This is a genomic window from Vibrio sp. R15-SG3-ISO1B, assembly GCF_059833835.1.
Genome location: NZ_JCBDGG010000022.1, coordinates 1 through 13,302, shown reverse-complemented (window position 1 = coordinate 13,302; position 13,302 = coordinate 1). Strand labels below are relative to the sequence as shown.

At 49.9% G+C, this 13,302-nt stretch carries 11 protein-coding genes; 2 read left to right on the top strand and 9 right to left on the bottom strand.

The features are described from left to right. Positions 1–21 precede the first annotated feature (21 nt). Positions 22–870, bottom strand: a complete 849-nt coding sequence (locus AC6R0S_RS06050) for a phosphate ABC transporter substrate-binding protein (protein WP_500637448.1) — start codon at positions 868–870, stop codon at positions 22–24. A 163-nt stretch (positions 871–1,033) separates the two neighbouring features. Between AC6R0S_RS06050 and AC6R0S_RS06045 the strand changes: the two genes are divergently transcribed. Further along, positions 1,034–1,390: a DUF3024 domain-containing protein gene (locus tag AC6R0S_RS06045; RefSeq protein WP_487901639.1), complete on the top strand. Its 357-nt coding sequence runs from the start codon at positions 1,034–1,036 to the stop codon at positions 1,388–1,390. Positions 1,391–1,437: 47 nt separating this feature from the next. Here the strand turns inward: AC6R0S_RS06045 and rnb are convergent, their stop codons facing one another. Then, positions 1,438–3,444 carry an exoribonuclease II gene (gene rnb / locus AC6R0S_RS06040; protein WP_500637447.1) on the bottom strand — a complete coding sequence of 669 codons (2,007 nt, stop codon included), beginning with the start codon at positions 3,442–3,444 and terminating at the stop codon, positions 1,438–1,440. Positions 3,445–3,796: 352 nt separating this feature from the next. Here rnb and AC6R0S_RS06035 point away from each other — a divergent pair, with 352 nt between their 5' ends. Then, positions 3,797–5,719 (top strand): DEAD/DEAH box helicase, encoded by a 1,923-nt coding sequence (locus AC6R0S_RS06035; RefSeq protein WP_487901641.1) that lies wholly within the window; start codon positions 3,797–3,799, stop codon positions 5,717–5,719. Between the two features lie 88 nt (positions 5,720–5,807). Here the strand turns inward: AC6R0S_RS06035 and AC6R0S_RS06030 are convergent, their stop codons facing one another. The 7 genes from AC6R0S_RS06030 to rbsD form a co-directional block, all read right to left on the bottom strand. Further along, positions 5,808–6,791, bottom strand: a complete 984-nt coding sequence (locus AC6R0S_RS06030) for a chemotaxis protein (RefSeq protein ID WP_500637446.1) — start codon at positions 6,789–6,791, stop codon at positions 5,808–5,810. Between the two features lie 236 nt (positions 6,792–7,027). Beyond that, entirely contained in the window at positions 7,028–8,038 is a 1,011-nt protein-coding gene (locus AC6R0S_RS06025; protein ID WP_334551515.1) for a substrate-binding domain-containing protein, read from the bottom strand. A gap of 60 nt (positions 8,039–8,098) precedes the next feature. Further along, a complete protein-coding gene (gene rbsK / locus AC6R0S_RS06020; RefSeq protein WP_500630828.1) occupies positions 8,099–9,022 on the bottom strand; it encodes a ribokinase in 924 nt (307 codons plus the stop codon). Positions 9,023–9,213: 191 nt separating this feature from the next. Beyond that, positions 9,214–10,092 carry a ribose ABC transporter substrate-binding protein RbsB gene (rbsB, locus tag AC6R0S_RS06015; RefSeq protein WP_500630829.1) on the bottom strand — a complete coding sequence of 293 codons (879 nt, stop codon included), beginning with the start codon at positions 10,090–10,092 and terminating at the stop codon, positions 9,214–9,216. A gap of 64 nt (positions 10,093–10,156) precedes the next feature. Continuing rightward, a complete protein-coding gene (rbsC, locus tag AC6R0S_RS06010) occupies positions 10,157–11,140 on the bottom strand; it encodes a ribose ABC transporter permease (protein WP_487901646.1) in 984 nt (327 codons plus the stop codon). After that, on the bottom strand, positions 11,137–12,642 hold the full coding sequence (gene rbsA, locus AC6R0S_RS06005) for a ribose ABC transporter ATP-binding protein RbsA (RefSeq protein WP_500637445.1): 1,506 nt from the start codon (positions 12,640–12,642) through the stop codon (positions 11,137–11,139). Before rbsA ends, rbsC begins: the two co-directional genes overlap by 4 nt. A 60-nt stretch (positions 12,643–12,702) precedes the next feature. Further along, a complete protein-coding gene (rbsD, locus tag AC6R0S_RS06000; protein WP_500630832.1) occupies positions 12,703–13,122 on the bottom strand; it encodes a D-ribose pyranase in 420 nt (139 codons plus the stop codon). Between the last annotated feature and the right edge of the window lie 180 nt (positions 13,123–13,302).

Sequence of the window (13,302 nt, the reverse complement as noted above, 5' to 3'; positions counted from 1 at the left end):
CTTATATACCCTAGCTGCGTTTTACTCGCTATCGCGCGGCTCTATCGGTTCTTGAGACTTATCCACTGCCACATAGCCGTACTCTTCAATGCGTTTTTTCGCCGCGCTGCTGGTGAGATAGTCGACAAAGGCTTGGCTCTCGTCATCAATCGATTCCGTCTTGTACAAAATGATGAAAGGACGAGCCAGCTCATATTGGCCACTGGCAATGTTGTCGTTGTTGGATTCAGTGCCTTCAAACTGAATCGCTTTGACCGAGTTGTCAATCGATCCCGTCGAAATAAAACCAATCGCCTGTTTATTGTGGTTAACGATGGTTTTCACCATGCTATTGCTGTTCACCACCAAGTTGTTCGGGCTGATATCAGACACCAAACGGCCTTTGATCACTTTGGTAAGGCCCAGCAGACTTTCAAAACTGTAACGCGAACCTGACGAATCTTCTCGGGTCACCACTGCAATGCGTTGATTCGGGCCACCGACATCTTTCCAGTTGGTGATCTTGCCTTTGTAGATATCAAACAACTGATCGCGCGTGACGTTTTTCACTGGGTTCGCTTGGTTGACTACGACCGCTAAGCCGTCATAGGCGATGGTTAATACAGACAACGACGCGTCGAGCTCACTTTCCGTCAAATAGCGCGAACTCATCCCCAAATCGGCCACGCCTTTTTTCACTAGCGTGATCCCAGCGGTCGAACCGACACCTTGCACCGCGATGTAAGTCTCGGGGTGGGCTTTGTTGTAATCCTCTGCCAAAACATCCATGACACGCGCGACAGAAGTCGAGCCAGAAATATTGACCTCAGCAGACCACGCAGAAAAGGCCACGACTGTTGACATCAAAGTGGTCAACGCAATGCGAAACATAACTTTCTCCAAACAATTAGGCAGATAACAGCCGCTATCATATTTCGATAAGATGACAATTTTGTGAAAATCGATTCAGGCGCACTGTATTCGTAATGGGTCTATGCTTAAGTACTTACTACACAGAGTGCGCATGCATGAGACTTCACGTCATGGAGTGAGAATGGGACTAGTCAGTTTGCTACAAAAACAAGCCCAAAGGCGCGCGGAAATGATCTGTAAGCATCGCAATCAAAGCTTACCCGCTGAATTTGGCAAAGCCAGCTATGAAATGGCTGGGCAAGGTGTGGTGTTCATCAAACAATTTTTTTTACTCGATTCCAACCACTGCGAATATATGTCACCGGTAGCGAAAGTGGATTGGAATGACGACCTCGGCGCTTGGCAGCTCTTTATGCTGTCACCGGAAGACTCTGACCAAGAGAGTTGGACTCCCTACCCCTATCTTCCCCCTAGCCTCGACCTCACCGCCATCATGCGAGAAGTCGATAAAGATCCCAAAGCCGTATTTTGGGACTAAAAAGGGAGCCGAGGCTCCCTTAACAACACGTATCTTGCTCTTTGGGTTTACGACGCCGGGCTCTCTTGCGTTTCAGGCGCAGCGACCATATCCGCAAAGACTTGAGTCGGTTTGGCAACCAGGCTTCGCGTCTCCTGATTCACCTCATTGAGCACCACTTCAAGCACATCGCCCAATCGATAAATCACCTCGTTGTCGATGCTCACTGTGCCTTGTTCGCCATCGCACGCGAGGCGCTCTTTGTTGGCGAGAATCAATGAGCCTGGAATAAACGCTGCTGCGCCATTTTCTAGTAGTCTCACGCGTAGCCCAGCGCGAGAAACATCGAAGATCTCTGCATGGAAAGGCGTCGCTTTTTCCACCTCTGACGCCAGTGTGCGCGCATACAACCAATCACCCACATTACGCTCAGCAATTTTATGATGCTTACGGTGCAGCGCAAGCTCTTCACCCACGGTTTCGTCTGCCATTTGTACCGGCGCTTTCCCTAAGATGTGAGCCTTAAGCATACGATGGTTAATCATGTCGCCGTACTTACGAATCGGTGAGGTCCACGTGGCGTATAAGTTTAAGCCCATCGCATAGTGCGGAAGAGGTTGATTGCCAATTTCGCTGTAAGCTTGGTATTTACGAATGCGGTTATCTAGGTAAGAAGTCTCTTGTGCCGCCAACCAGCGACGCAACTCAGCAAAACCTTCTAAGGTCGCAATAGACTCTTCCGTAAAGGGTAGCTCACCTTCTGGGTTAACCAAGTTTACCACGTCCGCGATCTTCTCTGGCTTGAAGCCGGCGTGGGTGTTGAATACACCTGAATCAAAGCTCGCTTGCAGCGTTCGACCCGCACAAATATTGGCGGTGATCATCGCTTCTTCTACCAAACGGTTCGCGCAGCGGCGCATATCCGCATGAATGGCAACCACATCGTTGTCTTCACTCAATTCGAAGCGATAGTCAGGACGGTCGGGGAACACAACCGCGTGCGTCTCACGCCATTGCGCACGTGCCAATGAGAACTGGTAGAGATCTTGAACCACTTGCGCAATGGTCTCATCCGGTTGCCAATTGTCGCAGTGGCCGGTCTCTAACCAATCAGATAGCTGGTCATACACCAAACGCGCATGAGACTGAATGTGCGCGGCAAAGAACTGAATGTCATCACCGATCACGCCATCTTTACTTACCGTCACACGACAGCACAGCGCCGGGCGCTGCTCACCTTCAATCAAAGAGCAGAGATCATCGGCAAGATCACGCGGCAACATTGGGATGTTGCGCCCAGGCAAGTAAATGGTAAAACCACGCTCACGCGCGACTTTATCCATGTCACTATCTGGAGTGATGTACGCGGTAGGATCGGCAATCGCGATCGTCAGTTCAAAATCGCCCGATTCCGTTTTCTTCGCGTACAACGCATCGTCCATATCTTTGGTCGACGCGCCATCAATCGTCACAAACGGAACGTCAGTCATATCGACACGCTCAAGGTCAGCGTCGTCTTTGAGTTCCCAGTGGTCGATACCTGCTGGCTCACTGTTGGGCAAGTCATTTTGCGCTAACGTCACCCACCACGGCGCAATTTTGTCGTCTGCATCGGTGATTTTTTGTGAGATTTCAACAAAAAAGCCATTGTCACCATTGAGCGGATGACGGATTAAGTGAGCAACAACCCAGTCGCCCTCTTTCAAATCATCGCTTTTAATGCCTTTACGCGTTTTCGCTTTCAGAGACAACTTTTTCAACTGAGGATGATCCGGCGCAACGTTCAGTTTGCCTTTGAACCATTTCACACGGCCGATGAAGCGCGTTAAGCCCTGCTCCAATAGCTCTTCCGGTTCAGCGACTTCGCGCTCTTTTTCAGTACGAATGATGGCTTTGACTTTATCCCCATGCAGACATTTTTTCATGTACGGTGGTGGAATAAAGAAGCTGGTCTTGCTGTCGACTTCGAGAAAGCCGAACCCTTTCTCGGTGGCTTTAATCGTGCCTTCTTTTTTCGGAAGGGTTTCTTGGATTTGCTGCTTTAGCTGAGCGAGTAGCGGATTGTCTTGGAACATGGATACATTTCTAAGCAAAAAAATTGCGCACACTATAACATTGCCGCATCGACCAAACCACCTCACGCCGATAACAAGCGAGCAAAAGCCGCGCAAAGCGCTGAAAAAGGCAGCGATGATGACGCTTTCATGAACACCCAGTTCAGTTTTGAGAATTTTTTGTGATGAAACTCAAGTTTTTCTGGCTTTTGTTATGTTTTTCAGGAATAATTCGCACCCTTGTTTACGTCCCTAGTGGCTTGATGCGATTTACGACTCATCCGCATCTGAACGGAATCAGCTCTTTCTGGATTGATATTGGAATTGGTAGAGCTCATGGGACCTTTAGTTGAATTAATATAGTAGGATCCCAATGACAGATTCTGTAATCAAGTTTAGTGACTTGTCACTGAACGACGCCATCCTATCCGCTCTAGACGGAATGGGCTTTGTATCTCCAACTCCTATCCAAGCAGCAGCAATCCCTCACCTGATGGAAGGCTCTGACGCACTAGGTAAAGCACAAACCGGTACCGGTAAAACAGCGGCTTTCTCTCTACCTTTGTTGAACAAACTTGACCTTGCTCAGCGCAAGCCTCAAGCGATCGTTCTTGCTCCTACCCGTGAACTGGCTATCCAGGTTGCAGCGGAAGTGAAAAACCTCGGTAAAAACATCCAAGGTCTAAAGGTATTGGAAATCTACGGTGGTACGTCCATCGTTGACCAAATGCGAGCGCTTAAAAATGGCGCGCACATCATCGTCGGTACTCCAGGTCGTGTTCAAGATCTGATTAACCGCGACCGTCTTCACCTCGATGAAGTACACACCTTTGTCCTTGATGAAGCAGATGAAATGCTCAACATGGGCTTTGTTGACGATGTAACAGCGATCATGGAGCACGCGCCTTCATCTGCACAGCGCGTTCTTTTCTCTGCGACTATGCCTCCAATGTTGAAAAACATCGTTGAGCGTTTCCTTCGTGAGCCTGTGATGATCGACGTCGCGGGTAAGAACCACACCGTTGATAAAGTAGAGCAGCAATTCTGGGTCGTGAAAGGCGTAGAAAAAGACGAAGCGATGTCTCGCATGCTTGAAACAGAAGAGACAGATGCCTCTATCGTGTTCGTTCGTACTCGTCAAGATACTGAGCGTTTGGCTGACTGGTTGTCTGCACGTGGCTTTAAAGCGGCGGCACTGCACGGTGACATCCCTCAATCATTGCGTGAGCGCACCGTAGATCACATCAAACAAGGTGTGATTGATATTCTGGTTGCGACAGACGTTGTCGCTCGTGGTCTTGATGTACCACGTATCACACACGTATTTAACTACGACATCCCATTCGATGTTGAGTCCTACATCCACCGTATCGGCCGTACTGGTCGTGCTGGACGTAAAGGTAAAGCGATCCTGCTTGTGCGCACTAACCAAATGCGCATGCTACGCACCATCGAGCGCGTGACTAAATCTTCTATGGAAGAGATTCAACTGCCACTGCGTGACCAAGTTGCCCAAGCGCGCCTTGTAAAACTTGGTGAAGAACTTGCTGGTGAGAAAGAGCACAAGTCTCTAGACAAATTTGCGGAACTGGTTGAACAGCTTCAAACCACGTTAGAGATTGACGCAAGCACGCTAGCGGCTATCTTACTGAAACGTCAGCAAGGTAAACGCCCGCTATTCTACATTGGTGAAGATCCAATGGTTGAAGCAATTGAGCGTGACAAGCAACGTCGTAAAGAGCGCCGTGAAGGTGGCCGTGATGGTCGTCGCGAAGGTGGTCGTGAGCGCAACTTTAACACCCAAGATTGGGATACTTACCAATTGCAAGTGGGTCGCGAGCAAGGCGTACAAGTGAAAGACATCGTTGGCGCATTGGCGAACGAGTTGGGTCTAACTAAAGGCTCTATCGGTGCGATCAAGCTGGCTCAAGGCGAAACGTACGTTCAATTGCCAAAAGCGATGTCTTCTGACACGGCAAGCAAACTTCGCAAGCTGCGTATTCGTCAGAAGCAAGTGGATGCCGTGGTCTGTGATTTTGACGACTTCCGCGAGCCTCGTGGACGTCGTGACGGTGGTCGCCGTGAAGGCGGACGTCGCGAAGGTGGCTTTGGTGGTCACCGTGGTCGTGATGGCAACCGCGAAGGTGGTTACCGTGGCAACCGTGAAGGTGGTCGTGGTCATCGCGAAGGCGGCCGTGATGGCGAACGTCGCTTCGACCGTAACCGTGGTGGTGATCACCGTGGTAACTACCGTGGCGAACGCGGCCATGGTAAAGCACGCCACTCTGAAGCTTAATCTTCATTGGTTAAATAAGAAAAAGGTACGCATTGCGTACCTTTTTTTGTGTCTTTTGTTGTTAGGATTGAACCGTTTGACCTGGCAATCAGGCCGTTCGACCAAAAATGTATTTATCCATCATGGCCACCATTTTGCCAATTTCTGGTTTCGTAATGGTGTCATTCGCGCCAAGTGCCAGTGCTTTTGCTCGGTTGTCCTCACTCATCAAAGAAGAGAACATCACGATGGGGATCGATTGATACGCTTCGCTCTCTCGAAGGCGTTTAACTAAGTGCATGCCATCCATACGAGGCATCTCTACATCCGTCACCACACCATCGATCAACTCGTTGACCGGTAAGTTTTCCTCTTTCGCCACTTCAATCAAATTCATCAGCTTGTCGTGTGCTTCACCACCATCTTTACAAGCAATGATGTTGTAGCCAGATGAACTCAAGGTATCTTGGATTAGAGAGCGGATAAAAGCAGAGTCATCGACCACCATGATGGTTTTGCCATTACGTTTGGTTATTATCCGTTGGTTCATATCGACGCTCTTATCTTCTTTCACGTCGTATTTATCCATAGACAATTCTGGGTTAATGTCGGCAATGATTTTTTCAAAGTCGAGGATCATGATGAGGTTGCCATCTTTACGGACCACCGCAACAACGCAGTCTTGTTCGCCCGCTTCTAAAAACTGGCTTGGTGACTCAACGTCATTCCACGAAATACGGTGAATGCGACTGATACTGTCAATCAAAAACCCATTGGTCATATTGTTGAAGTCAGTGACAATAACAAACTTTCGAGCGAGATCTGGGTTGGTCGGGACACCGAGCCAGCCAGCCAAATCCACCAGCGGGGTCAAAATATCACGTGATGAAAATACGCCCACCATATGCGGCTGTGCGTTGGGGTAATCGGTGGTTTCCGGCACCTGAATCACTTCGCGTACTTTGGCGACGTTGATACCGTAATAACACGTTTTGGTTTTACCATTTGGGAGCTGTTTTTCTAAATGAAATTCAATGATTTCCAGCTCATTGGTACCGCTCTCAGTGAGTATCGTGCTGCTAGATACGCTCATAATGACTTATTGCCTGCTCTCAACTTGATGATATACGCCTTTTTAACCGCTATTCACGCTTTTGTAAATTGCCACCCCGTAGGTTCGACGTAGGAATAACCAAATTTGCGTCGATTCCGTGACGAATAGCGAGGTCTGTGCGTTGTGGTACTTTTAGTGTAGACAGGATTGTCAGCATGATCACTGAAAAATCATCACGCTAATCAATCCGAATCTGCCTGAGTAAAAAGTCGGCACTATGAGAGCGACAACTTTTTCACTGTGTGACGCTCGACCAAGGTCGGCTCTAGTTGCACGACTTGGCTCTCCTCGACGCTGTTTTCAAGACGCTGCAATAGTGCCTCGACCGCCGCTTTGCCGAGTCGATACTTAGGTTGGTGGATAGTGGTTAAAGCGGGTGTCATAAAACGAGCGATATGAATATCGTCATACCCGATGATAGAGAGCTGATCCGGAATTTTGATCCCTAACTCAGCCGCAGCGTTGATCACGCCAAGTGCCATCATGTCATTGCAGACAAAAATCGCACTGGGCAGCGGCCCTTTCTCGACCATCTTATGCAGTGCGTTGTAACCGCCTTCACACTCAAAGTCGCCTTCGATGATCCAGTTCGCTTTGAACTCATTGCCCGCTTCGTTCATCGCGCGTTTATACCCTTCATAGCGCATCTGCGCTTGGTGTTTTGCCAGTGGCCCGGTGATACACCCAACCTGAGTATGACCACAATCAATCAAATATTTCGCCGCTAAATAGCCGCCGCGTAGAGAGTTGTCTTGAATCTTGTCGCTGGTAAACAGCATCGGGCCCCAATCCATGACGACAACGGGGATGTCTGGGTATTTGTCAAAGATATCGATGCGCTCGCCTTCAAGCGACGAGCACATCAAAATCAGCCCATCGACACGCTTTTGCAGCAGAGTATTGATCGATTGACGCATCCGCTCATGATCGCCTTCGGTGTTGCACAAGATCAGGTTATAGCCTTGATGATAACAGCTGCGCTCTACGCCCTTGACCACCTCACCAAAAAATGGGTTCGTCGAGGTCGTCACCAGCATACCGATGGTGTTCGTACGATTGACTTTAAGACTGCGCGCAAGCGCCGATGGCGTGTAATTGAGCTGAGAAGCGGCTTGATTAACGCGCTCGGAGATCGCTTCACTCACAAAACGCGATTGGTTGATCACATGGCTAACCGTAGAGGTTGAGACCCCTGCCAGTTTGGCAATATCTTTCATGGTCGCCATATCATCGTCTCCTTACTACAGCGATATTATGGCTGCCGACCCGGCAGCCATCTAGACAAGCTAGACTCGCTCAGCAAGAAACGCTTCCACTTCTTGACGACTAGGAATAGACGTTTGCGCGCCGAACCGGGTCACGGAGAGCGCCGCCGCTGCATGAGCGAACCTAATCGAAGATTCTAGAGGCAAATCCTCTAATAAGCCAGTGACCAAGGCCCCATTAAAGGTATCCCCTGCGGCTGTGGTATCCACAGCCTCAACACGAAAACCTTGGATAAGTTCCCCCCGTCCATTTTGACTGAGCCATACGCCCTTAGCGCCCAGAGTAATGAGCACGATCTCAATACCTTTCTGGTGCAAGGCATTCGCGGCTTGCTGCGCTGAAGCATCATCGGTCACCGTGATCCCGGTCAGCACTTGCGCTTCGGTCTCATTTGGGGTGATGACATCCACACACGCCAGCAACTCATCGCTGAGCACCTGCGCAGGGGCCGGGTTTAAAATGACATTGGTGCGCGCTTCTTTGGCAATGCGGGCGGCTTTCTCAATGCCGCACATCGGGGTTTCCAATTGCATTAATAGATAGTGAGCTTGACGAATCGCTTGGCAATCTTCGTTGTCTATCGCCTCTGCAATCAGCTTCGCGTTCGCCTCCGCTGAGATGCAAATGCTGTTTTCACCGCTGTCAGCCACTTGGATCATCGCAATCCCAGTCGGACAGTTAGGTTGCATTTTCACGCCAGAGATGGCGATTTTATCTAACTTAAAGCTCTCACGGATGTTAATGCCAAACGCATCATCGCCGACACATGCGATAAATCCGACATCCGCATTGAGCCGAGCGGCCGCTACCGCTTGGTTGGCGCCCTTGCCACCAGGAATGACTTGATAATGTCGACCGTGCAGCGTCTCACCTGGACGCGGGAAAGAAGGCACCTGAAGAACATGGTCAGCGTTAACACTACCCAATACCACTAACTTATTCATAGAAAATTCCTCGGCTCGAGTGAACCTTGTTTCGAGTTACGCTAAATACCTTTTCACTCACAAGGATGACTCTCGCTCGGTTTTATCAAAACTAAGCCTTGTAAGTGCAAAGGTATTCGCCCTCCTACTCCCCTTCAGGCAAAGGAAGTAGGAAGGCTCGCACGATCACCATGCGTTATTTCATGACGTGATTACTTAGTCACAACTTTCAACGGTACTGGGATGTATGCTTCAACGCTTTCCCCTTTCAGCACTTTCGCTGCGGTCTCGATGCCCAATGCACCAATCAGATCCGGCTGCTGAGCAATGGTCGCCTCCAGTTTCCCACGGTTAACCGCGGCAATGCCGTCGTCTGTGCCGTCAAAACCAACGATCACAACCTCTTTACCCGATGCTTCGACCGCGCGCAGTGCACCCAGTGCCATCTCATCGTTTTGGGCGAAGACGGCTTGTACATCTGGGTTCGCTGCCAACAAGTTTTCCATTACGTTCAAACCTTTAGTACGGTCAAAATCCGCTGGCTGACTGGCCAACAGTTCCATTTCGCTGCCTTTCACCGCGTTCATGAAACCTTCACCACGCTCACGCGCTGCCGAGGTACCCGCGATACCTTCAAGCTGAATCACTTTGGCTTTCATGCCCACTTTTTCAACGATGTAGTTACCTGCAAGCTCGCCCCCTACAACGTTATCTGACGCAATGTGGCTGACAACCTCACCACGGCTTGCACCGCGGTCAAGCGTCAGCACAGGGATATTGCTGCGGTTTGCCATACGAATCGCGTTCGATACCGCATCAGAATCGGTTGGGTTGATTAAGATCGCTTTGACGCCACGTACCGTAAGGTCTTCCACGTTGGAGAGCTCTTTACTTGGGTCATTTTGCGAGTCCAGAACGATCAGCTCGTAACCCAACTCTTTCGCCTTCGCTTCCGCGCCATCTTTCATGGTGACAAAAAATGGGTTATTCAACGTTGAGAGGACAATCGCCATCGTGTCTTGCGCATGAGCGGCAACAGACACAGTGGATGACAGCAGAGCAGCAGAGATAAGAGTTGCTAGTTTTTTCATTGTTTTAGTCCTTTATGTAGGGGGAGACTCGAAGTGTGACCACGACGAGTCAGAGTTAACCTAATTACTTGTTTTTGTTATCGACCAGTACCGCAAGTAGAATCACTACGGCCTTGGCGATCATTTGGTAGTAAGAGGAGACATCGAGCAAGTTCAGCGCATTGTTCAAGAAACCAATGATCAGTGCGCCAATCAAGGTGCCCATGATTCGCCCTTTACCACCCATTAAGCTGGTACCACCTAATACCACCGCTGCGATGGCATCCAGCTCATAGCCCATACCTGCCGTCGGTTGCGCTGACGACAAGCGAGAAGTGATGATGATCCCTGCCAGTGCCGCCAACAAACCACAGATGGCGTACACTCCGATTTTCACTCGGTCGACGTTAATGCCCGATAAGCGAGTGGCCGACTCATTACCGCCCAGCGCGTAGACGTAACGACCAAAACGAGTGTGATTGAGTAGATACCATGCCGCTGCAAATACCACGACCATCAACCAGACCGGAACAGGGATCCCTAAGGCGTAGCCCGTACCAAACCAAGCGAACGCATCGGCGGTATCGGTAAAGCCGGTTGAAATAGGACGACCATCGGTGTACACCATAGTGACACCACGCAGAAGGGTCATGGTGACCAAGGTTGCGATAAACGCCTGCACCTTACCTTTGGCAATGATGATCCCGCTGATCGCGCCCAGCGCCGCCCCCGCCAGCAGTGCGGTTGGCACGGCGATCAGTACCGGAACTTCCAGTGCAATCATGCTCGCGGCAAAAGCACCACATAAGGCCAGCACAGAGCCGACGCTCAAATCGATGCCCGCGGTTAAAATCACCAGCGTCATCCCCACCGCAATGATTGCATTGACCGAGGTTTGGCGAAGAATATTTAAAATGTTATCAAGGGTGAAAAAGTTCGGGTTTAAGAACGACACCACGACAATCAAAAACAGCAGGGCAATCAAAGATTTCTGTTCGATTAACCACTCTTTGCTCAGCAGCTTTTTGCTGTGGCTTGGGTTCGCTTTAGTTAGGGTTTTGCTGCTCATGCTGCATCCTCAATACGCTTTTTACCGACGGCACACGCCAGTAGTGTTTCCTGGTCTGCCTCTTTGGCATCAAATTCGCCGCTAATTCGGCCCTCGTGCATCACTAAAATGCGATCACTCATTCCGAGCACTTCTGGCATTTCCGACGACACTAAGATGATGCTCATCCCATCGGCTTTAAATTTATTAATCAGTTGGTAGATCTCTTTCTTGGCGCCGACATCCACGCCGCGTGTGGGCTCATCGAGAATCAGCACTTTAGGCTTGGTCATCAAGCCTTTCGCAATCGCTACTTTTTGCTGATTGCCCCCCGATAAGTTGCCAATAATCTGCTCTCGACTTGGCGTCTTGATGTTAAACAGACGAATAAAATCATCGACGGCAATCACTTCATCGCTATGTTGAATACGCCCGCCCTTGGTGAGCTTATCCAGTGAACAGAGCGACATGTTCTCTTTGACAGAAAGCCCAAGCACCAGTCCATCGCCTTTACGATCTTCAGAGATATAGGCAATACCATTTGCCAGCGCATCTTGTGGGTTTTCTGGATTGACCGTTTTGCCATTGAGATTGATCACGCCCCGCTCACTTGGCAGCGCACCGTAGATCACTTTCATCAGCTCAGTACGTCCAGCGCCCATCAGGCCAGAAACGCCCAAGATCTCACCTTGGTTTAAGGTAAAGCTGACATCTGAAACACCCGAACCGGTCAGGCCAATCACTTCCAAACAGACCTTGCCATGCGAAACCGCGATGCGTGGGTACTGCTCGTCCAATTTGCGTCCGACCATCATCTCAATCAGGCCATCTTCATCGGTATCAGACACCGGACATTCACCAATGAACTTACCATCACGCAGCACGGTAATGTCATCACAAATCTGGAAAATTTCCTTGAGGCGATGGGAGATATAGACAATGCCGCAACCCTGATCGCGCAGTTCATTGATCACCGCAAACAGCGATTCCGTTTCGGTATCGGTCAAGGCATCGGTCGGCTCATCCATAATGATAACTTTGGACTCGAATGAGAGTGCCTTGGCAATTTCCACCATTTGCTGCTCACCCAAACTCAACTCACCCAACAACTGCTTCGAGCTGTGTTTCACGTTCAAGCGGCGCAACAATTTATCCGCTTCCGCGTACATGGTGTCCCACTGAATGCGCCCCAACGCAGAGGTAAATTCGCGGCCTAAGAAGATGTTTTCCGCAATCGTCAACTCAGGGATCAGGTTCAGCTCTTGGTGAATAATGCTGATACCTGCTTGTTGTGAGTCCCTTGGTCCTTTAAAAGCCGCGGGTTGGCCCTGATAGTGGATGGTTCCGCTATCTTTGGTGTAGATGCCGGTCAGGACTTTCATCAAGGTTGATTTGCCTGCTCCGTTCTCCCCCATCAGCGCCATCACTCGGCCTGGGTACACATTGAGACTGGCGCTATCTAGGGCTTTGACCCCAGGAAACGCTTTGTCGATGTCACTCAGTTGTAAGATAGCTTGAGACATAATTGTTCCTGTCTTTGTGCAGCGTCACCGCGTCACACGATGTCGCCAACGTCATGATGGTTAAAACACGACGCCCGATTGGAAGATAACATTGGCATACGGTGTACATTCGCCCGTACGCACAATCGCACGACTGCGCTCGCTACGCTGTTTAAACGCTTCATGAGAGAGGGTGTGCACTTCGATTGTCTTACCTGACGTGCGACGCTCCTCATCGATCAACGCCATCAATGCTCGATGATGCTCAGGGCTGACTTCGGCAAACTCTTGCGCCACGATCACTCCTTCAATCTGCGCTTCACTTAGCCAGACACGCACCGTATCTAAAAAGCTGGGCACGCCATAAGTCAGCGCCAAATCGATGCGCTGCACCGACTCTGGAATAGGCAAACCGGCATCACACACGGTGATTTCATCGGTATGGCCGAGTGTCGCCGCTAGGTGGGACAACTCCGCATTCAGTAGGGAACTTTTTTTCATGTAGGGAACCTTTTTTCATGTAGGGAACCTTTTTCTCGTTCATCGTTTCGCTGGCCGTGGGCTTCTCTTACCGGAAACAGCGCGATCACATCGCGTTAATACCCCTGTCGCTGATTGAAGCGCTGTTTAAAACACCTTGCTTTAATCAACCTTGTAAACACCATCGAAACGTTTCGATGA